Genomic DNA, 24725 nt, shown 5'->3' with positions numbered 1-24725 from the left:
CGATCAGCTTCTCCGCACTTCCGAAGGGACGCCGCTCGGCGTTGGTGACGGTCGTACTACCCACGCCTGCTCCACCCTCATCGCGTGGTCGCCAGGCGCAGAACGACCTTATGGACCTGATCGTCGCACGTGCGATCAACCTGCGCCTTGCCGCGCTTCAGCCAGCCGCTCCGCCTGGAAAGGTTGGCATGTTCATCGAGAATGGCGAGCAGGGTCAGCATCAGATCATGCTATGGGACAACTTCGCGGAAGGTCGCTGGGAGCCGGCTGTTGCCGGTTTACGCAGGGTCACATGTGACCTCACCATGTCGGGGTTCACGGCGGATGAGTGGGAAGCTGCCAAGCGAGGCGTCATGGCTGACCTGAACCATCGCATGGCAGACATGTCGAAGGTCGCGAACGTGGATCTGGCAAAGGAGCTGTCGCACGCGGTTGCCGACGGCCGGTACCTGATCCCGCCTGACGAGCTGTTTCGCTATGCGCAAAGCACGCTGCCCCGGATAAACGTACGCTCGGGGAACACGTGGTGGCGTCACCAATGGGGTGCCGGTGTTGAGCACTTTCGAGTGGAAGCACCCGAACTATCGAAGGTGTCTGACCCAGTGGCTTCGATCCGGCGGGCCGTTAACGAGGCAATCGCAATGCCTCGCTGCAAGGTGCACTGACAGGGCATCCTCGTTCTTCTACATCAACGTGCAAGAGGAGGTTAGAAGAAAACTGATCCTTTGCCGTCTGACCATCGATTTTGAGAACGTCCACCTCATCCTACCAGCCGTTCCCAATAGAGAGATGTTACTACTTTCTGAATAGCTGCTGGCACGCTAGAACCACTTGGATATGATTGCCGCCCTTCTACTCGCAATGGCCGTCCCGTCAGCCGATATCGCGCCGCTGACGCAACATGGCGTTGAACGCCCGGATGGAAGTCGGATCAACTACTGGCTAGGCAAAACACGCCGTCGTTCGTCGGGCGTCGTGCTGGTTATGCAGGGGACAGGCTGTGAAGCCGTTTCAAGCAAGCCGAACCTGCGTCACGCTGCTGGCATACTCCGACCCGGCGACCGAACCTTGCTGATCGACAAGGTCGGCGTGGGGAGTGACGACGGGGGGCCGGTTATCGATGGCTGCCCGCAGCGATACTGGGATCGCTATACGCTCAGCCTTCGGGTCCAGGATTGTCTACGGGTCATCGCCGACCTGCGGAGGCAGCCTTGGTGGAACAAGGAAATCGTGATCTTCGGTGGCTCAGAGGGCGGCGCGGTGGCGGCCCTGCTTGCCCCCTTGGTGCCAGAAGCAAAGGCCGTGATCGTGCTGTCGTCGGGAACTGGCGTTCCGGTAGGGGAACTGATCCGCGCTGCGGTGCCGCCAGCGATGGCTGCCGAGGCGCCTGACGTCTTCGCAGCAGCCCACGAACATCCAACAGGGCAACAACGGTGGGGGGGCTTGAGCTATCGCTGGTGGGACGATGCCGTGGATATCGTACCTGCGCGAAGCCTGGTGCAATCCACGGTGCCCGTTCTCCTGATCCACGGCGCTCGCGATCAATCGTCACCCGTCTCCACCGCTCGAGCAGGCTACGAAATGGCGCGCAACGCGGGCAAGGCCAATGTCGAATATAGGGAATTTGCCGAGCTTGATCACTTCATGCGCACGGCGGATGGCACTGACCACATGGACCGCGTGCTAGGCGATGCCGCGAAATGGATCGAAGCACGTAAGCGACCGAGGCGTCGTGCTCGCCGCTCCTAGCGTACCCGGCACTAGCACTACGTTTTTCACCAGCCCGATTTGCTTGGCGACAGGCGGAGTGATGCTGCTCTAATTTCTCTGGTTATTGCCTGCGGCATTTACTTGGCCGCTGGAGCTAGGGCTTGCCGCTCCTTCGCCCTTCACGAAGCGATCGAACCAAGCGAGCGTCCGCGCGACGATGTCGCGTACGTTGGCTGGAGATTGCGCCAGGCTGTGGCTCTCTCCGCCATAGCGAACATATTGAGCGGTCTTGCCCTGCTCGTATAGCGCGCTGAAGAATTGCTCGGCCTGCGCCTGGTTGCCACGCACATCAGCCTCGCCGTGAACAATGAGGAGTGGCGTCGTGACCTGCTTGGCAAAGGTCAGCGGTGAGTTGCGCGCATAGCCCGCAGCATCGTCCGACGGGGGCACGAAACGCCCGAACTGCTCGGAAATCGCCCAGTTACCGCTCTTCTGGTGACCGATCCCCGGCCAGCCATAACTCGCCGGATCGAACCCGCGATAGGAAGTGGCGAGGTCGCTGATGCCCGCAAGCGCCACACCTCCCTTGAAGCGGTTCGTCTGCGTCAGCAACGCGAACACGGTGTAGCCGCCGCGGCTCTGTCCGAACACACCGAGCCTGTCGGGATCGGTGATACCGAGCTCGACCAGCCGATCCACCGCCGGCAGGATCGATCCGGCAACCAGCGCATACGGGTTGTCGCGCGCGGGTGAAGGCGGCAGCGGCATCGAGGGCACGACGACGATGTAGCCGTGCGCGGCATAGAGCCGCAGGTTGTATAATCCGGGCACATACGGATCGAGGAAATAGTCGCCCTCAAGCGATGGCACCTGATAGCCCTGGTACACCCAGAGCAGGGTCGGGTAGCGCTTTGCCGGATCATAGCCGGGCGGCAGGATCACGCTCGCCTTGAGCGGTGCGCCGCCAGCGTCCTTGTACTCGATCAGCCGCGTCGTGCCCCAGTTGATGGACTTGAGGTGCGGATTGAGGGTCATGACATCGAGCTGCATCCCCGCCGCAAGGTCGACTCCGCGCAGTACGAGGCCGTCTCGGCCGCGTTCCTCCATCAGCAGGCGATTGCTGGCGAACGCAACATCGTGGAGGTCGCCGACAACAGAGCGAAACGGTGTACTGGCAGCGCCAGACGCAGCGTCGATCATTCGCAGACCGCCGTTGGCCCCCTCACGCACGTTGACGAGCAGCTTCGATGAGCGGGTTGCCGGATCCCGCGGCCAGACGATCATCGCATCGTCTGCAAAGCGGGCAACCGGTACGAACGCAGCACGTACCGGATCAAGCCGTACCAGTCCGCCCCGCTGCACGGCGACAATCGCGCCTGCGCCATTGCGACGCAGCGCCTCGGGGCTAGGACCCTCGCCATGTGCGATGCGCACCTCGCCCTTCGGTCCGATTAGCCGCCATGCGGTGCCGCCATTGTCCTCATGCACCCGGGCGAGGAGCCGATGTGTGTCGAGCCACAGGACCGGGCTTTCTTCGCGGGAAGAAATCCGCACGGTGTCGACGGCAACGCGCCCGGTTCCGATCCGACGCACGTTCCGATCGGTTGCCGGAACAAGGTACAGGTCGGTTCGATCCTTGAAGGGATCGGCGCGGGCGCGCAGGACGACCTGTCGACTGTCGGGCGACCAATCGTACAGCTCCAGCGGATAGCGCGCGCCGAGCGGGAGCGCGGTCCAGCGCATCCCGGCATCGTTCATGAGATTGACGAAGCCGAGCCGCCGCTCAACCGTCCACAGAACGTCATAGGCGAAGGGGCGTCGCTTGCCCGCCATTGGTTGGAACGCTGCGGTCGTTGTCAGCACCGCGAGCCGCGATCCGTCAGGCGACACCGTGACACTTGTCGTTCCCGCCAAAGGGAAAACCGGCACGCTCGCAACGTCGCGCGTCGTGCCCGCGGCAAGATCGACGATGCGCAGGATCGTGCGTTCGGCTGGGTCGCCCGGCACCTGAGCCGCGCCACTGCCAAAGGCAACCCCGGTCGGCTGAAGGCCGGAGCGTAACCGTGCCGCATCGCGCGCTGCATCACGATGCAGGCGGCCGTACTGGTCGATCAGCCCGGAGACACCCTCCTCAGGTAGCGTGGCTGCGAGGATGCGATTGTTGTCGAGCCATAAAAAGGGGGCATTCTCCTCGCGACTGCACGCGTGTGGCAGCGTTCCCTGATCGGCCCCGCCGCGAAGGTCGGGCATGGTCAGCGGGCTGCCGTAGCGCGTCTGGGTCATGAGGGCGGCGCTGCCTTGCCGCCTCAAGCGCCCGCTTGTGCGTTCCCAGACGTAGAGACGGACGTTGTCGCCACCACGCGGCTCGCTTTCTTCGGGCTGGGTCGAGAGCATCGCGAGCCGGCGACCATCGGGCGACCAGGTCGCACACCAATAGCCTGACGCTGTGGATTTCCCATCAGTGATGCGTCGGCGCTCGCCTGATTTGGCTGAGACGAGCCAGACGTCGCTACGACCCGGATCGGTCTCATAGGCAGTGCGGTCGTAAACTTCGCCAGCACCCGCGGCGCGGCGCACGACCACGGCGGCCCATTCGCCGTCAGGCGCAAGTGTCGCGCGATCGACGCGCTCAGTGGCAAGCACGTCATCAATCGTGATCGGATGCCTTGCGGATTGGGCAGCAACGTCGGGCGGCAGGAGAACCAGGGCTAGCGTTACCCAAAAAGCATCGAACTGCCGCATGCCCGCTCCCGTCGCTGATAGATCCCTTTCGGTTTCGCAGGGGATTGTGGCGGCAGTACAGCGGCCGGCTGGCGCGAGCTCATCGAGCCGCTATCACTTATCTGCGGTCGTTCTATGTGCCGCCCCCCCCAAACGTACCGACCCGAATTCGACCAACGGGGTGGTCAGGTCAGGCTCAATCCCCGGTTCGTCAGCCATGATGCTGCAAAGTCGACCTGAACGAATGGCCGAACTTGGGCGGCAAGGGAAAAGCCGCGAATGTCCGTTTCTGGGTCATAGTGACAGCAACCGTGACCGCACGATCGTTAGCCCCCGCAACTGACCCCGGAAGCAAAAGGCTGATACCGATTTGCACGGATCGGCGGCCCCGCTAAGCCATACTCATGGCGTTCGGCGTTTTCATTCATCGGTTTGACTCGATCTACGACGACACGCCAGCGGAGCGTTACCAGTTTCCGGCCCAGTATCTAAGCAGGGTCCAGGCCTGTCTCAGTGACTGGATAATCTATTACGAGCCTCGCAAGGTTCGAGACACGCGCGGCTATTTCGCCGTCGCCAAGATAGAGCAGATCGTGCCGGACCCGACGGCACCCGGTATGTATCTCGCGCTAGTAGAACCGGGCAGCTATCTCGATTTCGCGATGCCGGTCCCCTTCGCGGACGTCGATGGCCAAGTTATCGAGCGTGGCGTTCTGAACGAAGCTGGCAGGATTTCCGGTCGCGCCCAGGCCGCTGTGCGATCGCTGTCTCCGGCGGACTTCAATCGGATCGTATCCGCCGGACTGGACGACATCAGCCCACTCCTGCCACGCACCGGCGACGTCAGCCTGCCAACCGCCGTGCAGGAGGAGCGCGCGCCCTTCATCTTCGACGAAGCACGCGAACGTGTCGAGACACTGGTTTCACGAGTCGTGCGGGACCGGGTGTTCCGCCGCATCGTTCTGCGCGCGTATGACGAACGCTGTGCGGTTACCGGGCTGAAGCTGATCAACGGCGGCGGCCGCGCAGAGGTCGAGGCCGCTCATATCCGCCCCGTCGAGGCGAACGGTCCCGACATCATCAGCAACGGGATGGCGTTGTCGGGCACGGCACACTGGATGTTCGACCGGGGCCTGATTGGCTTCGACGGCGACATGCGAATTCTCGTGTCGCGCCAGGTCAATGATCCAGACAGTGTCCGCTCGATCGTCAACCCGTATGGAGGCGCGATCCTGCCCGCACATCTGGCAAGCCGGCCGCACCCAGAATTCGTGCGCTGGCACCGGGAGCACCGCTTCAAACAGTAGCTGGCGTCGGCCAGACTGATCCGTCGAGGCGGAGTAGTGAGCAGGGTGATTTGTTGAGGCGCAATTCCGCAAACGTGAATCCTTCACATTTGCGTGCACCGCCATGCGGCGAGGCGGTTCCGGGACGCCGGGGTCGGCGTCCTCAAGGGCGCGCTGAGGCGCGGCCCGTCGGCGGCAGAGCCCCCCTCGGGGAAAAATAAGAGGGGGTGATTCACCCCGTAATTCGCGTCCTGTACCATGATGCCGGCAACAGGAGCCCGGCCATGTCGATCCAGCGTCCCCTCGGTCCCATCGGTCATTGTTCCGCACGGCTGCGACGCGCGCTAGCGATCGAAGAGGAAGAAGCGCTCGGTCGCACGGTGCGCGTCCGCAAGGATGTGCGCGAACAGGTCAAGGATCGAAAGGCCCGTGGCAATCGCTGGTCGCGCTCCCCCAACTTCGCGGTGCCCGGTGCTTTTCATGAACGCTTCGTCTCCGCCGGGGGCAAGGTCACCTTCCATTTCGAATTCCAGGCGATCAGCAAGACAAGCGACGGCGGGTGCCGCATCACGACGCCGGAGGGAAGCAAGCGCTTGGCGGTTGGCGCACCAGCGGCGCATGATGCCTATATCGATCGGCCGGAAGCGGTGGAGGTTACGATCTCTCCGGACGGCTTCGACCGCTATGCCGTGCGGCCATCCGCCACCGAGGCGATCGATGGCGAGCGCGCGGTCGTCACGAATATCTCGCAGGATCCCCAGGAGCGGCAAGCCTATTGGCGTGCCGTGCATCGCCATGAACGCACACCAGGCGCGGACCGGCTGACCCTGGTGCCCGAGAGGGCGTCCCGTGCGGCGTGGCGTGTACTGGCAGATGCGCAGGACGTTCCCTGTGCAGTTCGTGAGGTGGCAGCAGAATTCGCGACTGACAGAGGCAAGCGCAGGACCCGCACAGTCCCGCTCGATGATCTGGCTATCGACCGTGTTGCCGCACGCAAGCTGGCGAAGACGCTTGCCAGCATTCTCGGGACCACGAAGGGCAAGCTGCCGGTTCGGCTCTCGGAGGCGCGCGGTGGACGGTCGCAGTATCGGCTGACGGCTGAGTTTCCAGATGGTCTCGATGCCGCTGGTCGGCGAGCGGTGACCGAAGCGATGTGCGCAGAACTGAAAGATATCGGCATGATGTACGTCGCGGCGATCCATGCGCCCGATCACCATAATGACCGCCGCAATCATCATCTGCACGTCGCCTGTCATGACCGACCGGCCAGGAGGATTGGGGACCGATGGGATTTCGAGATCGCCGAGCCGGTTGAGGGTCAGCATGAGCGGGTGCGTTATCCGTACGCGCAGAAGAAGATCGCGGAATGGTCGCGAGACAGCGATGGCGGAAATTACCGCGCCTATGGCACCGCTTCGATCGCCGATATGCGCCGCTTCTTCGCCGAGCGGTGCAACGACGAGCTCGACCGGTTGGGCGTTACCCGCCAGCTTCATCCGGGCGACCTCCGCTCGCTGGGTTGCGAGCGCCAGGCGCAGAAGCCGCTTGGCACCCGCGCGGCTCCACTCGACGCGGTCGGCGTGCTGACCGGCCGCGGCATCGAGAACGCCGAGATGCTCTGGTCCGCGCTGCTGCGCGAGGCGTGGACCGCAGCCGAGGAGCGGGCGAAAGCCCGGGCGGACCTTCGGCGTCGGCTGGTAGAGGCGGAGTGCCTCTGCGCGGAGGGTTCGGTGATCGATCAGGTTCGGACGGCCTCCATCCGCGATCTGATCGCCCGGCTCGATGCGGCCAACGCGGTCCTGCAACAACACGATGCCGAATGCGCCGAGTATGACGTCACGCTGGCCATGGTGCAGGCTCGGCCAGACAAGACGATCACCGTATGCCGCCGGATACTGGAGGCTATCGAGGGCGGCACGGCGGACCGGACGGAGCAGCGAGCGAAAGGAGCGATCGTCGCGCGCGCAGAAGAGGCAGAGGCGTTTCTCGCCGGCATCACTGCGATCGAGCGCGACCATGCCCCGGTTCTGACCGGGCATCGAGCCGCCGTCGCGAGAGCGCAGGCCGCGGTCGACGAGATCACGTCAGCGGCCACGACGCTGATGGAGCGCCCGGAGCCTCGGCGCGCTTCCAAGCCCGCCCGCCTGGACGCGCGGGCGACGCTTGATGCGCTGTTCGACAGGATCATGAAGGACGACGTCCCTGTCCTGCCGCCGGAAGGGGGAGTGACGGAGTATCGCGTGCCAGGTATAACTCGTCCTGAATTCACTGCGCTGACCACGCCCGCACTGATGGAAATGGCGCAGAGGCATCTCGCCGCTTTCGCCGACCTCCAGGCAAAACGGATGATCGCCGCAGCAACAGACGTGGCAGCGGTAGGCTTGGACAGCCTGAGACGCGCCGCCGCAGATGGTGATGCGGGTGCGGCGCGGACCCTGAAACATGTTCGCGCCTATGGCGAGCATCCCGTCTATCTGCGCGTCCTCGCAGAGAAGCGAACCATCGAGCCAGTCATCGCCGTATGTACATCGGAAACCGGTCGTGGATGGCGCGATTGGATCGGAGGGCTGCTGGGCCGCAGCCCGCCAATCCAATCGCGTACGCCACTCGAGCCGGCGCGGCCGCATCCGATGCCGGAACCGGCGAAGGATGCGGCGCGATTCCAGCGCGACGAGGCAGTGGCAGCGCTAGCCGCCGCGCTGTTCTCCGAACCCGCCCTGCGGGTCGTCGAAGGGGAGCATGGGCTCGTCATCGACGCTACCCACGCTCCCGACTGGCGGTTTGCCGCCAACGCCTTCGCCGACGAGCCTGCCGTCGCCCATGCGATGCGGCAGCGTCATGCGTCGCCGTGGCTTAACCACAGCGTCGCTGAGCGGAACCGCCTGCTGGCCGACCTGCGCGCTGCCCTGATGAGCGCCGCCCGGTCTCCACTCCGGAAGGTCGGGAAAGAGTGGGAGGTCGACCTCGCTGACGAACGGCTCGCCACCCTCGTCACTGCGTGGCGTGGGTACAGGCGCCTGGAGGACCTGCTCGCCGACGTCGATCGTCAGCGGCAACGATCCGGGACCGACCGATACGTCGTGGTAGGATCGACCAGTGCCCGTGTCGGCGACGACGTGGTCAGCCGCGCCAGCGATCTCGCCGTCAGCCGTAGCGACATGCCGAGCGACGATCTCGCCACCGTTATCACTGACTGGCGGGGACGTGACCGCGGGCGCTAGATAGCGCTTCACCGTCGCCGGACTGATGCCGAAATGGCTGGCGGTGGCGGACAGGCTCGCCTCGTTAGCCACGCGCCAGGCGGCGACGCTGGCGGGGTCCGCCTTGAGCGGCCGCCCCAGGCTGGTCTTGCCCCGGTGCGTACGACCGGTGGCAGCGAGCGACTGTTTCGCAACGTCCAGCCCGGCCCGGGTACGGGCGCGGATGGCCTCGCGCTCCATTTCCGCGATCTGCGCCAGCACCGCGAGGATCAGGAGCCCCGCGCCCGACGTGATCGAACCGAGCCCGCACACCACGACCTCGACGCCCTTGTCCATGAGCGCGCGGACCGTCGCCTGGATATCCAGGGCATCACGGCCCAGCCGATCGATGGCGGACACGTGCAGCCTGTCGCCCTCACGGACATAGTCGAGCATCGCAGAGAAGCCCGGCCGGCTCCGGGCCAGGACCGAGCCGCTGACGCCCTGGTCTTCGAACTCCTTGTCGAAGGGGCGGCCCATCGGCCTAGCCAGTGCTCCGCGTTGCGCCGCGATCGTCTGGCCTCCGGTCGACACGCGGTAGTAGGCAATATCACTCATTCTTTTTCATCCTGGGGTGAAAGGTACCCCAGCACTTCCAAACCTAGCTCAATTGCCTTCTTCCTACCTTCTGCGCCCAAGCCGACGCTGTTCGAAGTCTTGGCGCAAAAGCTCCAGGTTCTGGACAGCGTCGGACAGGCAGCAAGCCTCAGCGACTTGCCACCTGGATGATGGGCTCGCCCCGCATCTTGGCCCAGTATCTCGCCGTCTGCTTCTTCATCAGCGTCTGGAACTGAAAGTTACCAACGCGCTCAACGGAGATACCGAACGCGCGTGCGGTTCGGGCGCGGCTGGCCTTGTTGTCGACGATCCAGCGGCAAACAGCCTCTCGAAGCGCGTCGTCGGCATACGCACGGGCTTGGCGGCGGTCTGCGTCGACCTGCTTTGCGTTCAGTCTCATCTTTTCCTCCAAAGGATAGTTACTCCTTTGAAGATCCCATCCTTGCCGCAGGCAGAGCCTTCATTTCCCTCCTGTCGTTGGCGCGACGCACGGATCGGAGAAGGAAGGATCACCTTGTGGGGAGGTATAGAGGACCGGGTAGCAGCCGAATGGGAAACGGCGGTCCTGCGATCAGTCTCGGGGGTGCCAGGCTGCGCGAACGAAATCGTGCACGATCGTGAAGGGATGTGCAGAGTCTCAGGGCCGATCAGCTAGATCATGCCGAACAGGCGTGAGGCCCCCACCCGTCAACAACGCGCATCGGGCGGAAGTCAGATTAGAGAGGAGGTGGGGTGTAGTCGTTGGGCCCGAGCCCTTCGCCTCCACCCCACCTCCCTCTATATCTGAAACGAATCTTTCGTTTTCCTTAACGCCGCCGCCGTTTTGCGACGAACGGTGGCGGCCTATCATCGGCCGTTGATCGTCATATCCCCTTAAGCCGGTGCCCTTAGAACCGCGCATCAAAGGGAGAATGACAGATGATCGATGAAAGCTGGACGGTTCGGGCGCGCAAGGGAGACTATCGGGCGATCGATGCCGCGTCGCAGGACCGCCAGATGGACTATGCCGTGGATGGCCTAATGCCAGCGACCGGTGCGACCATATGGTTCGGAGCCGGATCGACCGGGAAGACGCAGCTGCTGCTCTGGATGGCGGCCCATATGGCCGCGATCGGAGATGCCGCACCACGCCAGTGGCTCGGCGCCGACCTTGGCGTTCGCGGGAACATCCTCGTCCTGACCGCAGAAGACTTGCGGGAGCATCTTCTGCTGCGCATCGGCGCGATCGCACGCCGCCTGATGCAGGAGAACGGCGGTACCGAGGAGGATGCCGTCGCTCTATGCCAGCGTATCCACGTCATGGCCTTCCTGAGCATGTCGCAGACCGAGTTCCCGGAGCCGAACGCCTGCCTGTTCCAGCACGGTCCTGGAGGCCGCTGGCAGCCAAGCCCCGTTCTGAACGGCATCGAGGCCTTTCTCGACGACTGGAACAAGCAAGTCGAAGAGGACGGACGTCCGGAGGACCGCATCGTTGGCGTCATTCTCGACTCAGCGGTATCGATGGCAGGCTTCGAGTTGGCCAACTCGGAGGCGGCCACCAACTTCCTTTTCCACCTGAACAGACTGTCGTACCGGCAGAAGATGTTCTGGGCGGTGATCGGTCATACGCCCAAGGACGCCGCGCGGAAGACTGAGGACGCCGCGATCGAACGACTTCGTGGATCCGCCATGTGGTCTACCACACCACGCTCGGTGGTTGAGGTGCGGCTCGCCGGAGCGTCCGAAAACCTCGAGACAGTCCGCGCCGTTCATCCGGGTCTGACGGACCGCGATGTCGTCATCGTTGAAGTGGCCAAGGCGAACTCGCTCGGGGCGGATCTTCGACCTCGCGCGCTGCTGAGGCGCAAGGACGGCGCCTATGATCACATCACGGCCGACTTCCCCGGCATCTTCGGTACGGCGTTGCTCCAGCCACGTGGCAAGAAGGGCGTGCATACGGAGGAACTCCGGAAAGCAGTGCTCTCGCTTCTGTCATCGTTCGACGGCGGCAAACCCAACACGGTCATCGAACGGGATGCGCTTCGTGCCGCATTCAACACGACCAAGGCCTCCTGTGCGATCCTGGCCACGATCACCGACGAGGTAGACGGCGAAAAAGCGAAAACGCCAGGCACTCTGGCCAAGGAGCTGGCGCTGATAAGCAAGGACGGCTTGATAGATACGCGCCGGGGCAACATTCGAATCGTCAACCTCGGCTTCGACGCCGAGGAGGAAGTGGCCGAGGCTGCCGAATAGCACCACTACGCTGGTATCAACTGATCGTCCGTATATGGCCTCTAAAATTGCCAAAATGGCAATTACCGGCCATATACGGACGATGATGTACGCGCCGAGTGAGATTGCTGCCGAAATCGGCCTAAAGGTCCAGCGCCGCCGACTAGCGATGAACCTTACACAGGTCGATGCCGCATCTCGCGCTGGCGTCTCCTATCGCACTTGGCGGCGGCTGGAGGCCGAGGGCAAGGCGTCGATCGACGACCTCATCCGCGCGGCCGTGGCGCTGCGGTGCGAGCAGGATCTGTTCGCCCTCTTTCCGGAGCCGGTGGCCAGTTCGATGGATGCCCTGCTGGAGCAAAAACGGATGACCGAACGCACCGCGCCCAAGCGCCGCCGCCGGGCCGCGTCGAGGATCCCGTCGTGAAGCTGAGGCCGGGGGCACCGCTGGGGCTGGCACTGGCATTCGACGATGCCGCGCCCGCTGCGCCCGCCGGCCGGGTCGTGATGGCCAGTGGTGTCGCCCAGCTAGAATGGTCGCCCGACGTCATCCGCAGCGGCTTGCCCGTCGCCCCACTCCTTTATCCTCCAGAACCGGGTCTGCACGCCGCGCGGAGCCGGTCGTTCGGCGGGCTGCACGGCTTCCTGGCGGACAGCCTACCCGACGCCTGGGGACGGCTGCTGCTGCGACGTCGCCTCGCCCGTATCGACGTTCAGTTCGACACGCTGAACCCCGTCGATCAGCTGGCGATCATCGGCGCCGGTGGCCGCGGCGCGCTGGTCTATCAGCCAGCCACCACGCCTGACGATGCGATGGGGACGATCGACCTCGATGCCCTGGCCGAAGAGTCGCGGCTGCTCCTCGCCGGGGACGAGGGTGCGCTGGTCGACACGCTGGCGGCGCTGGGCGGCGCATCGGGCGGGGCTCGTCCCAAGGTCCATGTCGGCTTTGCCCCCGACGGCGCGATCAGCGTCGGCGAGGCCGCGGACGGCCACGACGCCTGGATCGTCAAGTTCCGCGCGACCGGCGACCCCGTCGATATCGGCCCGGTCGAGGAAGCCTATGCCCGCATGGCCCGCGCGGCCGGTCTGACGATCGCAGAATCCCGCGTCCTGCCCGAGCGCGACGGACCTGGCTATTTCGCGACGCGTCGCTTCGACCGTCCAGCCCCCGGACACCGGCTGCACATGGTGTCGCTCGCTGGGGCGGCCGAAGCCCCCTCCGACATGCCGAGCCTCGACTATGACGGATTCCTGCGCGCGACCATGGCGATCACCCGGCATGCCGGCGACGTCGAGCAGGCGTTCCGCCGCATGGTCTTCAACGTCCTGGCGCACAACCGCGACGATCACACCCGGCAGCACAGCTATCTGATGGGCACCACCGGCGAGTGGCGCCTCGCCCCAGCCTATGACCTGACCTTCTCCGTCGGTCCGGGCGGCGAACACTATCTCGCCGTCGAAGGCGAGGGCCGCACGCCGACCCGCGCGCACGTCCTTACGCTGGGCCGCCGCCATGGCCTGTCGGATCGCGTCATCGGCCAGATCATCGACCAGACGCGCGGCGCGCTGACCGAATGGCCAGTCATAGCCGCCGATGTTGGCGTCACCGTTTCGCAAAGGGAGATTGCGGATCGTCTGAAGGCCACCGACGACCGCTTCGGATGAGAAGAAGGCCCTGCACGTGGGGGTAACCCACGCCAGGAAGGAAAAGACATGACGAGCATCGACGCGGACGCCGGCGGCACCGTCACGATGACCCCGGGGACCGGCTCGGTCCTCCCCCAGGATATGATCGACGCGGCAACCGCCGACGCCCTCCTGCAGCTCGACCGCAGGATCGTTCGCGCGATCCAGACGAACCGGGGCATCAACCTGAAGTCGGAGGATCTCGACCTCCTCACCCTGGTAGGCGCAGTAAAACTGATCGGAGAGGCGCGAAGCGAAATCCTGAAGGAAAAAGCGCAGTGCCGTCACCGGAAGACCTCTATCGCCGTGGCGAATTCTATCTCGATCGAGTCCGTGGCAAGGACGGCGAGGTCGTCAGCCCGAACCTCTACATCTGCTGGTACGACCCGGTCACCGGCCGGATGCAGCGGCGCAGCACGCGCACGGCTGATCTTCGCCTAGCGATCGAGGTGCTGGATCGTCACTATCTGGCGTTCCACCAGCCTGCGGACGACGACAAGGCGTCCTATACGGTTCATCAGGCGATGACGGACTATTGGACGCTGCACGGCGCCGAGCTGGCGAGCGCCGACGCGATCCATGCCCGGCTGAAACTGGTGAACCGGTTCATCGACCATGAGATCGCGATCGGTGTATTGCGTGAACCCGTGCTGCCGACGGTGCTGGACGCCGAATGGCTGATGCGTTTTCGAAAATGGGGGACCGAGATCGATCCCGTGACCCAGCGGCGACGTGACCCGGAGACCGGCGAATGGACCGTGTCTACCCGCAAGCGGGCGAAGTCGACGGTCGAGGAGAGCATCATCCAGCTGAAGGCAGCCTTGCGGTTCAACGTCAAGCGCATGGAGGCGGTGCCCGAGCTGAAGCACCTGCCCCGCGCTGCCGTGACGCCGGAGCGCAACTTCCGCCTCTCGCTCGACCAGATCGCCGAGATGCTCGACTATACGGCGGAAGGAGACCCGGAACTCAGCCCGGCGCATCCGGCACGATTGATGCCACTGCGCCGCTACCTGATCGGTGCGATCTGCACGCTAGCGCGGCCGGACGCGCTCTACGATATCTCGGTGCGGCCCGACCGGCAGCAATGGCACCGCGACGCCGGCGTGCTCGACCTCAACCCAGCGGGGCGGATCCAGACGCGCAAAAACCGACCGGCGCTCCCCGTCACATCGCTCTTGGCGAACTGGCTGGAGGCGACGGACGACCGGCTGGTCTGTCACGAGAGCGTGGCAGAGGAGGATGAGGACCGTTGGGTGGTTCAGCGGCCCGTGGCGGATGTCAAAAAGGCGTGGAGCGTCATGGCAAGGCGGTTCGGGGTACCGGTCGGCTTCGGTCCCAAGCTGATGCGCCACAGCATGGCGACCCTGATCGCACAGCGCGGCGTCTCGCAGCAGGAGATCCCGCTGGCGCTGGGGCACGTGGTGCTGCCCCCGTCGACGCGGCGCTACGTGATCTTCAGCCCGGCTTATCTCTCCGAGACCCGACAAGGGCTGGAGGACATTGCGTCCGAGTTGGCGCGGAAGATGGCGACGCCGCTTCACGCAAAACCCACGCAAGTCGGTCCCGATGGACGGCGGCGGCAGGTATGATGGCTAGTCGTTTTGACGCCATCGCTGCCGCTCCCAATCCGCTGGCGCAGCCGCCCTAACGCCTCCGAGGCCCCCGTGAGCCCGGATGTTCCACTCGGCATTACACGCAAAAGGCACGCAAAACCGTGACGCGCAACTCGGGGGCCGGAAAACCAAAAACCCCACTAAGCCGTTGGCCTAGCGGGGTTTTCGATGGTGGGCGTGGCAAGGATTGAACTTGCGACCCCTGCGATGTCAACACAGTGCTCTACCACTGAGCTACACGCCCGCCGGAGGTGGCCCTTTAGCCGGGGGTTTGGGGGCATGCAAGCCCCATTTTGCATCGAGGCTCAACTTAGGCCCGACGCGTCGTGGCGGTCGAACAGGCGATCGACCTCCAGAACCAGGTCGCGCAGGTGGAAGGGCTTGGACAAGACCCGCGCATTGGGCATCGCCTGGCCTACCTTGAGCGTCACCGCCGCGAAGCCGGTGATGAACATCACGCGCAGGTCGGGGGCCAGCTCGTTGGCGCGGCGCGCCAGCTCGATGCCGTCCATCTCCGGCATGACGATGTCGGTCAGCAGCAGGTCGAACCGTTGCTGTTCGAGCAGCGGCACCGCCGCCGTGCCGCGATCGACCGCCACCACGGCATAGCCGGACCGCTCCAGCGCGCGGGCCAGATATTCGCGCATCACCTGATCGTCTTCAGCCAATAATATTCGGATCATCACCTTGCCCCGCAATCGGACGCCGTCTTAGTCGATCCAGCTTAACAATTTCAGTCGAATTGGCGCGAAACCCGCTTTAGGATCGACAGGATGATGCCGTCGTTCGACGAATGGGGAAGCACGCCGCCGGCCGGGCCGGTGGTGCTGTCCGTATCGCACGCCGGTGCCGACTATCCTGCCGAACTGCGCGCTGCCCTGCGGGTTCCGCCGGCCGCGCTTCGGGGACTGGAGGACCGCCGCGTCGATGCGGTCGCCCATGCCGCCCGCCGCGACGAGCCGATGCTGGTCCAGCGGCTGGGGCGCGCCTGGATCGACCTCAACCGGTCGGAGCGCGAACGCGACCCGCGCGTCGACGAGGGCGCGCCACCGCTCTGCCGGCCGATCCTGTCGGCGAAGCTGCGCAGCGGCCTGGGTCTGGTGCCGCGGCGGGTGACGGGGGCGGGCGACCTGTGGGCGCGACGCTTCACCGCGGCCGAGATCGAGGCGCGGATCATCGCCGACCACCGGCCCTATCACGACCGGCTGGAGCTGCTGCTGCTCGCCGCCCGGGCCCGGTACGGCGTCGCGGTGCTGCTCGACCTGCATTCGATGCCGCCGCTGGCGGAGGATGGCCCGCAGGTGGTGATCGGCGACCGCTTCGGCCGCACCGCCGCCGGCCGCTTCGCGCGGACGCTGGAGGCGGAGACGCGCGCGGCCGGGATCCGGGTCACCCGCAACGCGCCCTATGCCGGCGGCTTCATCGTCGAGCGGCAGGGCGCGCCGGAGCGGAGCATCCATGCCGTGCAGGTCGAACTGGATCGTCGCCTCTATCTCGATGCCACACTGGACGCGCCGGGCGAGGGGCTGGCGGCGACGGCGGCGCTGGTCCGGCGGATGATCGATGCACTGGCGGCGGAAGCGCTGGCAGGGACGCTGCCCCAGGCCGCCGAGTGACATAAAAAAACCACCTCGCGCGGTGTCGCAGCGAGGTGGCCAAGGTTCAGGGAGGAGACACGCTGAAAGCGTGTCGTACGGCGCCGCGAAAGGGGGGACACGATGCCGTACAGGACCTAAATGGGTGACCCGCGATTTGGTTCAAGCATCGATTGCAAAAAATGTGCGGAACCCTGTCTTACCCGGATCAACCCCGCTGGGATGACCGGTCGAACCAGGGGGCCATCCGCCCCAGCACCCCGTCGCGCAACAGGAGATGATGGCGCAGCGCGGCGGCGGCATGGAGCACGACGAGCGCCAGCATCAGCCAGCCGAGCAGTTCATGCGCCTCATGCCCGAACCCGCCCGCCGCCCGCCCGACCGGCAGGGGCGGCACCTGCGCCAGCCCGAACCAGGAGGTCGGCCGGGGCGTCGGCCCGCCCGACACCATCAGCCAGCCGGTCAGCGGCATCGCGACCATCAGCAGATAGAGCGTCCAGTGCGTGGCATGGGCGGCGGCACGCTCCCAGGCCGGGGTATGCTTGGGCAGCGGCGGCGCCGGGTGCAGCAACCGCCAGCCGAGCCGCGCCGCCGTCAGCGCCAGCACGGTCAGCCCGATCGCCTTGTGCAGCGGCATGCCGCCGATCGCGTCGTGGAGCAGGCCGATCGTCAGGTTGACGATGACCAGCGCCGCGATCGTCCAGTGGAACAGCATCGCCACGCGGGAATAGCGGAGAGCGGCATCGCGGCGATCGTGCATGGACCGGCTCGGACATGGGCGGCGCGGGGATCGGGCCGGCGGGACCGCCAGTCTAGTCGCGCCGGGCGGGCAGGGGAAGGGCGGTGCCGACGACCGCGCCGCCTGGCCGCCGGCGCCGATGCCTCCCCCGGCCAGGCGGCGGGGGAGGCGGCAGGGATCAGAAGCTCGGCTGCATCTGCGGCGCGGCGACCTTGCCGGCCTGCGCCTGACGCGCGAAGATGTCGCGCATCAGCGACAGCGAGAAGAGGTGCGCATAGAGCAGCGGCAACATGCCCGACTGGCTCATCTTGCGCAACTGGTCGCCGCGCAGGTCGGCCAGCTTCTTCTCGTCGATCATCTGGAAGCCGCGATAGATGAAGGGCTGCTCGCCGCCGTCCATCTGGATGGTGACCTCGCCGTCCATCAACAGGCCCAGGTCCTTCAGTTCCTTCATGAACATCTGGGTGCGCTGGCCGGCTTGCTCGAACTGCTCGTTGAAGGCCAGGATGTCCTTGGTCAGCTGGCTGGGCTGGCCATCGGTGAACAGCGGCTCACCCTCGTCGAATGCGCCGATCGTGTCGCTGGTCGGGTCGAAGCAGAGCGACAGTTCCTGGCTGTCGGGCCGCAGCCGCGCCAGCATATAGGGATAGCGGCGGATATAGGCGGGGACGTAGAAGTTCGTCTCGGTCAGCTTGCCGGCATCGTCGACGAAGACGTTGACGCCCTCGTTCAGGCCCATCAGCGCCAGCGGGATCGCATCCTCGCCGACCGAGAAGACGATCGGCATGTGGCGCTGGATCAGCGGGAATTCCTCGATCGTCACCGGGATCGCATGCTGGCCGGCGAGGAAGGGCGCGGTCTCGGCCGGGCGGACCTTCCAGTCCGCATGCGTCTCGCTCGAAAGCGGTTCGAGGCCGTTGTAGAAGAGCGGCAGTTGCGGCGCGCTGGCCATTTTTCGATCACTCCGGGAACAAAAGAACGCCTTGCCCTATTCCGCCGGCCGGAGCGGCGCAAGCAGCTTGCCCGGGTTGAGCAGCCCGAGCGGGTCGAGCGCCGCCTTGATCGCGGCGAGCGCCGCCAGCCGGCCGGGCGGGGCGAGCCGCGCCAGCTCCGCCGACTTCATCTGGCCGATGCCGTGCTCGGCCGAAATCGTGCCGCCCGCCGCCGTCACCAGGTCATGGACGAAGCGGCTGACAATGGGTGCTTCTTCCGCATACCAGCGGGTGCGGTCGGCGTCGCCGGGCGCGCGGACGTGGAAGTGGATGTTGCCGTCGCCCAGATGGCCGAAGCCCGAGGCGCGGGTGCCCGGGAAGCGCGCGTCGCAGGCCGCCGCCGCCTCGACCATGAAGCGCGGCATCGCATCGACCGGCACCGCGATGTCGTGCTGTGCCGCCGGCCCCCGCGCCCGCTCGGCATCCGACAGCGAATCGCGGATCGCCCAGAAGGCATCGGCCTGGGCCTCGCTGGCGGCGATGGTCGCATCGGCGATCCGTCCGTCCGACAGCGCCTCGCCAAGCACGCGTTCGAGCAGCGCCTGCGGCGCCTCGGCGGCGGCGGAGGCGGCGGTCGCCTCGATCAGCAAGTGCCAGGCGTGGCGGCCGGCCAGCGGTGCGCGCGTCTGCGGCCGCCAGGCCAGCGCCGCGTCCAGCGTCTCGGCCGGCAGGATCTCGAAACTCTCCACCGCGTCGCTCGCCCGCTGGAAGCGACGGAGCAGCGCCAGCGCATCGGCGGGGTCGGCCACCCCCGCCCAGGCGACGCCGCGCGCCGCGACCGCCGGCACCAGCTTCAGCGTGGCGGCGGTGACGATGCCCAGCGTCCCCTCCGCGCCGATCATCAACTGGCCCAGGTCATAGCCGCGATTGTCCTTGCGCAGCGCCGCCAGCGTATCGATCACCGTGCCGTCGGCCAGCACCGCCTCCACGCCCAGCACCAGCCCGCGCATCGTGCCGAAGCGCAACACCTGCGTGCCGCCCGCATTGGTGGAGACCAGCCCGCCGATCGTCGCATTGCCGCGCGCGCCGAGCGTCAGCGGGAAGCGCCAGCCCGTCTCCAGCACCGCGTCGTTCAGCCGCTCCAGGATCACGCCGGCCTCCGCCACGGCATGGCCCGCCGCTGCGTCCAGCCGGCGGATGCGGTCCATGCGGCGCAACGAGAGCAGGAACGCCGCCCCGTCCGGCGGCGGCGTCGCGCCACCGACCATCGAGCTGTTGCCGCCCTGCGGCACCAGCGGCACGCGCGCCTCGGCGGCGGCGTGCAGGATCGCCACGACCTCGCCCGTATCGCGCGGCGCGAGCAGGGCGGGGGCATGGCCGCGATAGCGCCGCCGCCAATCCTCTTCCCAGGGGGCGATCAGGTCCCGGTCGGTGACGATCCCGCCCGGCGCGAGCCGGGGCTGGAGGCGGTCGAGCATGGCGGTCTGCGCGGGAGTCATGCCGCGCGGGCTAGACCGAGTTCATGGCGCGTTCAATCTTCGCCGCTAGACCAGAAGGCTGATCCAGCCATGCCGTTTCCCCGCTTTCCCTTCCCCGCGCGAGCGACGCGCCTCGGCCCTGGGCTGGTCCCGCTGGCCGGCTGGTCGTTCGCGACGGCGATGCTGGCCGCGCCGGTCGCCGCCGACCCGCCGGCGATCGTCACCGCGCAGGTGCTGATCCGCGAGCGCATCACCATCCGCCGGGTGCCGCGCATGCCGATGGCCGCCCCCACATTGGCGAGGCCGGTGCCGATGGTTCGCGGCTGGCGCGAGCGCAAGGGGCCGAAATGCGTCCCCGTCGACCGGCTGGCGGGCGCGAGCATCGTCGCGCCGATGGCGATCGACCTGCTGACCGTCGATGGCCGGCGGCTGCGCGCGCGGCTGGACCATGACTGCAGCTCGATGGACTATTATTCGGGCCTCTATATCCGGCCGGGCGAGGACGGGCAGGTCTGCGCGCGGCGCGACTCCATTCGGGTGCGGTCCGGCGCGCGGTGCGGTATCGCGGTGTTCCGCGCGCTCGAACCGGTGCGCTGAGCCGGTCGCCGGGGCGGCCGGGCGCGACCTTCCTTGACTTTTCGCGGTAAATACGACAGCGCCGGGGCGCCTCGACAACGGTCGGCGCACCTTTTACCCGGACATGTTCATGCCCTTTGCCGATCTCGGCCTTTCCGACGAACTTCTCCAGGCGGTCACCGACGCCGGCTATACCGAGCCGACGCCGATCCAGGCGGCCGCCATCCCCTCCGTATTGATGATGCGCGACCTGATCGGCATCGCCCAGACCGGCACCGGCAAGACTGCCGCCTTCGTGCTGCCGATGATCGACATCCTGGCGCATGGCCGCAGCCGCGCGCGGATGCCACGCAGCCTGATCCTGGAGCCGACGCGCGAGCTCGCGGCCCAGGTCGCCGAGAATTTCGAGAAATACGGCCTCGGCCACAAGCTGTCGATGGCGCTGCTGATCGGCGGCGTGTCGATGGGCGACCAGATCAAAGCGCTGGAAAAGGGCGTCGACGTGCTGATCGCGACGCCGGGCCGGCTGATGGACCTGTTCCAGCGCGGCAACATCCTGCTGACCGGCTGTTCGATGCTGGTGATCGACGAGGCGGACCGGATGCTCGACATGGGGTTCATCCCCGATATCGAGGAAATCTGCACCAAGCTGCCCAAGCAGCGCCAGACCCTGCTCTTCTCCGCGACGATGCCGCCGCCGATCAAGAAGCTGGCGGACAAGTTCCTCGACAATCCCAAGACGATCGAGGTGGCGCGCCCCGCCTCGACGAACATCAACATCACCCAATGGGTGGTGCCGGTGCCGGCCCAGTCGACCGAGAAGCGCAAGCGGCTGCGCCAGCTGCTGGGGCAGGACGAGGTACGCACCGCGATCATCTTCTGCAACCGCAAGACGACGGTGCGCGAGCTGAACAAGTCGCTGAAGCAGCACGGCTTCCGCTCGGGCGAGATCCATGGCGACATGGAACAGCCGCAGCGGCTCGCCGAGCTCGACCTGTTCAAGCGCGGCGACATCAACATCCTGGTCGCCTCCGACGTCGCGGCACGCGGGCTGGACATCAAGGGCGTCAGCCACGTCTTCAACTTCGACGCGCCCTGGCACCCGGACGATTATGTCCACCGCATCGGGCGTACGGGTCGCGGCGGCGCGACCGGTGTCGCCTTCACCTTCGTCGCGCCCGACGATGCCGAGAATATCGACAATATCGAGAAGCTGACCGGCCAGTCGATCGCCCGGCTCGAACTGCCGGTCGTCGAGGAGGAGCCGCGTCGCGGCCGCCGCGAGCGCCCCGCTCGCGCGGCGTCGAGCGAGCCGGTCGCGGCCGCCGAGCCGGTCGAGGCCGAAGCACCCCGCCGCGAGCGGTCGGAACGGCGCGAGCCGGCCCGCAGCGACCGCGACCGGCGCGAACAGGCTCCCCGCGAGCAGGCCCCCCGCGACTATGCTCCCCGCGAGCAGGCCAGTCGTGAGCAGGCCAGTCGCGAGCAGGACCGCCCGGCGCGGGGTCGCCGCGACGATCGTGGCTATGCCCGCGACCGCGACGATGGTCCGGATGTCGGTTGGAACGGCCCGATTCCGGCCTTCCTGAACGCCACCATACCGCTCTGAGCGAGGCGCGCGGGCCGCTGCCCGTACGTCGTCCTCAGCGGGGGGAGCGGTCGGGGGGCGGTGCCGAACGGTCCTCCAATGGTGGGCCGTTCGACGGTTCGGGACAGAGGCTGGCCTTGAACCGGGGCATCATCCCCGTGCGGTGCACGGCGCGGACATAGGCCCAGTCCTCGCAGGATGCCTCGCTTCGGTCGACATTGCCGGCACAGGCCGCGATGCCGCCATCCTTAGCCCGCGATAGCGCCTGATCGAGCCGGGCCCGGTCCCGCCGGTTCAGGTGCGCCCGGAAATCGTCGAGTTTCTGGAGCAGGTCGCCGGGGGCGATCGTGCTCCTGTCCGAGGTGGCACGGATCGCGGCCGTGTTGGCGACGTTGCGCGGGGCTTTGACGGCGATCGGCAACGGGACGGGAAGGACGGGCATCGGTGCCTCCGAGGCGATGGCGCATCAGTGATGGGCCGGTGCCCATCCTACGCGCCATCCCGTCTCATCCTACTGACAAGCATGTCATGGCGGCCGCCTGTCGAACAGACAGGGTGGCGGACCAGGGTGGTGGCCTGCCCCCTCCATTGGCGAGGAGGTCGATCTGGATTAAGGGCCCGGCTAGGAATGACCAACCCGGCGACATGCTATGTCCGGCATGGCCGGGCGGCGGAGGGATCGACATGAGGCGCGCGGGGATGGGAATCGGTGCGGCGCTATCGGCTCTTGCCTGCACCAGCCCCGCGCCCGCCGCGCCGCCGTCGCTCGACCTGATCGCCTCGACCGCGTTACCGCGGGGCAGCCGCTTCCAGGGCATCGCGGTCGGTGGCCTGTCGGGTCTCGACCGGCTGCCGAACGGCGATTACCTCGCCATTTCCGACGACAAGGGCGATGGGCGGCCGCCACGCTACTACCGGTTGGCGATCCGGATCGATGCGCCGCGTCATCGCATGCAGGTGCGGATCAAGCAGCAGGTCGTGTTGCGCGACGCCCGGGGCATCCCTTTCCCTACCGACCGGATGGTAATCGATCCCGAAGCCATTCGCCATCTGGCCGGTGGCCATGTCCTCTGGTCCTCGGAAGGGACATGGCGGTCCGATCCCGCAGACCGCACCCAGCCGGCCATGTATGAGGGCGACGCGAAGGGTCGCATCCTCCACGGTTTCGCATTGCCCGACGCCTATCTCCATGCCGACAACCGCACGCGCGGCGCGGAATCCAACGGCGTGCTGGAAGGGCTGGCGGTCACGCCGGACGGCGGGATATTCGCGCTCAACGAGGTGCCGGCCTTCGAGGATCGCCCCGTCGCCGGCGGCGCCACCGCGCCGGCGCTCCATCGCCTGACCCGGTTCGATCCCACGACCCGGCGGCCGACCGGACAATATGTCTATGCCGAGCCGGACTCGCGCTACAGCGTGTCGGAACTGCTGGCGGTCGACGACCACCGTTTCCTGACGATCGAGCGTGCCACGCCGTTCGACATGAAACAGGGCGTTCATGCGCGCATCGTGCTGTCGACCCTCGCGCCGGATACGAGCGACGTGCTGGCCTGTCCGGCCTTGCCGCGCTGCGCTGCCGTGCCGATGCGGCGCGAGGTGCTGCTCGACCTGCCGGGCCGCTACCGTGGCATCATGATCGACAATCTGGAGGGGCTGGCCTGGGGACCGAGGCTGGTGGACGGCCGTCGCACGCTGATCGCCGAGGCGGACGATAATTTCAGCAAGGAGGAACGCTCGCAGTTCCTCGCCTTCGCTTGGTCCGAGCCGAAGGGGTAGGCGGGACCGTCAGGCCCGCGCGCGTTGCAGCAGTTCGTCCCAATCCAGGCCAAGCAGGTCGACCGCCTCCTGGATGCGCGGCCAGTGGGTGGTCATGAAGGTCGCGCGCTCGGCCAAGCGCAGCCGCTCCGCCGCGCCGGGCAGCACGAACATGCCGACGCCGCGCCGCACCTCGACATAGCCGTCGTCCTGGAAACCCTGATAGGCCTTGGCGACGGTCAGCGGATTGGCGCCATGTTCGGCGGCGAAGGCGCGGACCGAGGGCAACTGGTCGCCCGACCGATAGTCGCCACGCAATATGCCCGCCGCGATCGCGCCGCGGAGGCGGAGATAGACCGGGCTGTCCTCGCCGCTAAATGCTGTCATGGTGACTTAATACACCATGAGGCACGCTTGTCGACTCACCAATGTGAAACGATTGCACCCAGATCGGGACGGGGCCGTTCGTCCAGCGGCCGCGATGGCGTGCCGATGAAGACGAAGCCGACGATCCGCTCCGGCGCCGCGCCGAATCCGTCGCGCACCGCCTCCGACATGCTGGGCCAGCCGGTCAGCCAGCCGGCGGCATAGCCATGCGCATTGGCGGCGTGGAGCAGGTTCATGCACGCCGCGCCTGCCGACATCTCCTGCTCCCAGACCGGGATCGGCCGGCCCGGCTGCGGCGTGGACAGGACCACGACCAGGGCGGGGGCCTGGCGCGCGAACTGGTCCAGCCCGGCCAGCTCCGCCTCGGTCGGCGGCGGCGTGGCGGCGCGGCGGGCACCCAGGATCAGCGCGGACAGCCGGTCGCGATCCTCGACGATCACGAACCGCCAGGGGGCCAGCTTGCCATGGTCGGGCGTGCGCGCGGCGATGCCGATCATCGCCGTCAGTTCGTCGGTCGAGGGGCCGGGCGCGACCAGATCGCGCGGCTTGCCCGAACGGCGGGTGGCGAGGAAGGCGAGCGGCGTCGAGCGATCGTTGAGCATCACCGCCCCAGATAGCGTGCCGTCGCCGATATCCTAGGGTCGATCG

The 24725-nt window shown here is 66.6% G+C and carries 21 protein-coding genes, 1 tRNA gene and 1 pseudogene; 12 read left to right on the top strand and 11 right to left on the bottom strand.

What is annotated here, in order from left to right; genetic code table 11:
• Both BRX43_RS03645 and BRX43_RS03640 read left to right on the top strand, forming a co-directional pair.
• A partial coding sequence (locus BRX43_RS03645; RefSeq protein WP_206433090.1) for a hypothetical protein occupies positions 1 to 665 on the top strand: 665 nt, incomplete at its 5' end.
• Positions 666 to 837: 172 nt separating this feature from the next.
• A complete protein-coding gene (locus BRX43_RS03640) occupies positions 838 to 1749 on the top strand; it encodes an alpha/beta hydrolase (protein WP_125993457.1) in 912 nt (303 codons plus the stop codon).
• A 69-nt stretch (positions 1750 to 1818) separates the two neighbouring features.
• Here the strand turns inward: BRX43_RS03640 and BRX43_RS03635 are convergent, their stop codons facing one another.
• Entirely contained in the window at positions 1819 to 4452 is a 2634-nt protein-coding gene (locus tag BRX43_RS03635) for a prolyl oligopeptidase family serine peptidase (protein WP_125993456.1), read from the bottom strand.
• 383 nt (positions 4453 to 4835) lie between these two features.
• On the opposite strand from BRX43_RS03635, the gene BRX43_RS03630 reads away from it, so the two are divergent.
• Together BRX43_RS03630 and BRX43_RS20720 are read left to right on the top strand one after the other, a co-directional pair.
• The gene (locus tag BRX43_RS03630) at positions 4836 to 5738 is read left to right on the top strand and encodes an HNH endonuclease (RefSeq protein ID WP_125993455.1); all 903 of its coding nucleotides are present in this window, start codon (positions 4836 to 4838) and stop codon (positions 5736 to 5738) included.
• A 263-nt stretch (positions 5739 to 6001) separates the two neighbouring features.
• Positions 6002 to 8938, top strand: coding sequence for a MobA/MobL family protein (locus BRX43_RS20720; protein ID WP_125993454.1), 2937 nt, complete (start codon positions 6002 to 6004; stop codon positions 8936 to 8938).
• Between the two features lie 174 nt (positions 8939 to 9112).
• Here the strand turns inward: BRX43_RS20720 and BRX43_RS20715 are convergent.
• Both BRX43_RS20715 and BRX43_RS03615 read right to left on the bottom strand, forming a co-directional pair.
• Positions 9113 to 9514, bottom strand: a pseudogene (locus BRX43_RS20715) (recombinase family protein); the annotation flags it as partial.
• Between the two features lie 148 nt (positions 9515 to 9662).
• Entirely contained in the window at positions 9663 to 9914 is a 252-nt protein-coding gene (locus BRX43_RS03615; protein WP_125993452.1) for a hypothetical protein, read from the bottom strand.
• A 518-nt stretch (positions 9915 to 10432) separates the two neighbouring features.
• Here BRX43_RS03615 and BRX43_RS03610 point away from each other — a divergent pair.
• The 4 genes from BRX43_RS03610 to BRX43_RS03595 all read left to right on the top strand — a co-directional run bounded on the left by BRX43_RS03610 (position 10433) and on the right by BRX43_RS03595 (position 15006).
• Positions 10433 to 11749, top strand: a complete 1317-nt coding sequence (locus BRX43_RS03610) for an AAA family ATPase (RefSeq protein ID WP_125993451.1) — start codon at positions 10433 to 10435, stop codon at positions 11747 to 11749.
• 55 nt (positions 11750 to 11804) lie between these two features.
• Positions 11805 to 12155: a helix-turn-helix transcriptional regulator gene (locus tag BRX43_RS03605; protein ID WP_241214737.1), complete on the top strand. Its 351-nt coding sequence runs from the start codon at positions 11805 to 11807 to the stop codon at positions 12153 to 12155.
• Positions 12152 to 13396 (top strand): HipA domain-containing protein, encoded by a 1245-nt coding sequence (locus BRX43_RS03600; RefSeq protein WP_125993449.1) that lies wholly within the window; start codon positions 12152 to 12154, stop codon positions 13394 to 13396. The genes BRX43_RS03605 and BRX43_RS03600 overlap by 4 nt, the downstream gene beginning before the upstream one ends.
• 299 nt (positions 13397 to 13695) lie before the next feature.
• Positions 13696 to 15006, top strand: coding sequence for a hypothetical protein (locus tag BRX43_RS03595; protein WP_241214736.1), 1311 nt, complete (start codon positions 13696 to 13698; stop codon positions 15004 to 15006).
• Positions 15007 to 15199: 193 nt separating this feature from the next.
• On the opposite strand, the gene BRX43_RS03590 is transcribed toward BRX43_RS03595, so the two are convergent.
• Both BRX43_RS03590 and BRX43_RS03585 read right to left on the bottom strand, forming a co-directional pair.
• Positions 15200 to 15274, bottom strand: a tRNA-Val gene (locus BRX43_RS03590).
• A 61-nt stretch (positions 15275 to 15335) separates the two neighbouring features.
• Complete coding sequence (locus tag BRX43_RS03585; protein ID WP_125993448.1) at positions 15336 to 15713, bottom strand: response regulator; 378 nt, start codon at positions 15711 to 15713, stop codon at positions 15336 to 15338.
• Positions 15714 to 15803: 90 nt separating this feature from the next.
• On the opposite strand from BRX43_RS03585, the gene BRX43_RS03580 reads away from it, so the two are divergent.
• Positions 15804 to 16646: an N-formylglutamate amidohydrolase gene (locus BRX43_RS03580; RefSeq protein ID WP_125993447.1), complete on the top strand. Its 843-nt coding sequence runs from the start codon at positions 15804 to 15806 to the stop codon at positions 16644 to 16646.
• A gap of 187 nt (positions 16647 to 16833) precedes the next feature.
• Here the strand turns inward: BRX43_RS03580 and BRX43_RS03575 are convergent, their stop codons facing one another.
• From BRX43_RS03575 to BRX43_RS03565, 3 genes are all read right to left on the bottom strand, one after another.
• Entirely contained in the window at positions 16834 to 17385 is a 552-nt protein-coding gene (locus tag BRX43_RS03575; protein ID WP_125993446.1) for a cytochrome b, read from the bottom strand.
• A 157-nt stretch (positions 17386 to 17542) separates the two neighbouring features.
• On the bottom strand, positions 17543 to 18316 hold the full coding sequence (locus BRX43_RS03570; protein ID WP_125993445.1) for a SapC family protein: 774 nt from the start codon (positions 18314 to 18316) through the stop codon (positions 17543 to 17545).
• A gap of 36 nt (positions 18317 to 18352) precedes the next feature.
• A complete protein-coding gene (locus tag BRX43_RS03565; protein ID WP_164523509.1) occupies positions 18353 to 19795 on the bottom strand; it encodes an FAD-binding oxidoreductase in 1443 nt (480 codons plus the stop codon).
• A 69-nt stretch (positions 19796 to 19864) separates the two neighbouring features.
• On the opposite strand from BRX43_RS03565, the gene BRX43_RS03560 reads away from it, so the two are divergent.
• Both BRX43_RS03560 and BRX43_RS03555 read left to right on the top strand, forming a co-directional pair.
• Positions 19865 to 20371: a hypothetical protein gene (locus tag BRX43_RS03560; RefSeq protein ID WP_241214735.1), complete on the top strand. Its 507-nt coding sequence runs from the start codon at positions 19865 to 19867 to the stop codon at positions 20369 to 20371.
• 109 nt (positions 20372 to 20480) lie between these two features.
• Complete coding sequence (locus BRX43_RS03555; protein WP_125993486.1) at positions 20481 to 21956, top strand: DEAD/DEAH box helicase; 1476 nt, start codon at positions 20481 to 20483, stop codon at positions 21954 to 21956.
• Positions 21957 to 21990: 34 nt separating this feature from the next.
• Here BRX43_RS03555 and BRX43_RS03550 read toward each other — a convergent pair whose 3' ends face one another.
• Positions 21991 to 22377, bottom strand: coding sequence for a hypothetical protein (locus BRX43_RS03550; RefSeq protein WP_125993444.1), 387 nt, complete (start codon positions 22375 to 22377; stop codon positions 21991 to 21993).
• A gap of 242 nt (positions 22378 to 22619) precedes the next feature.
• Between BRX43_RS03550 and BRX43_RS03545 the strand changes: the two genes are divergently transcribed.
• Positions 22620 to 23711: an esterase-like activity of phytase family protein gene (locus BRX43_RS03545; protein ID WP_125993443.1), complete on the top strand. Its 1092-nt coding sequence runs from the start codon at positions 22620 to 22622 to the stop codon at positions 23709 to 23711.
• Positions 23712 to 23720: 9 nt separating this feature from the next.
• Here the strand turns inward: BRX43_RS03545 and BRX43_RS03540 are convergent, their stop codons facing one another.
• Together BRX43_RS03540 and BRX43_RS03535 are read right to left on the bottom strand one after the other, a co-directional pair.
• Positions 23721 to 24077: a GntR family transcriptional regulator gene (locus tag BRX43_RS03540; RefSeq protein WP_125993442.1), complete on the bottom strand. Its 357-nt coding sequence runs from the start codon at positions 24075 to 24077 to the stop codon at positions 23721 to 23723.
• A gap of 35 nt (positions 24078 to 24112) precedes the next feature.
• A complete protein-coding gene (locus tag BRX43_RS03535) occupies positions 24113 to 24679 on the bottom strand; it encodes a nitroreductase (RefSeq protein WP_125993441.1) in 567 nt (188 codons plus the stop codon).
• Positions 24680 to 24725: the final 46 nt, after the last annotated feature.

The organism is Sphingomonas sp. S-NIH.Pt15_0812, from assembly GCF_003951315.1.
Lineage (GTDB): Bacteria > Pseudomonadota > Alphaproteobacteria > Sphingomonadales > Sphingomonadaceae > Sphingomonas.
This window is presented reverse-complemented; position numbering and strand designations above follow the sequence as displayed.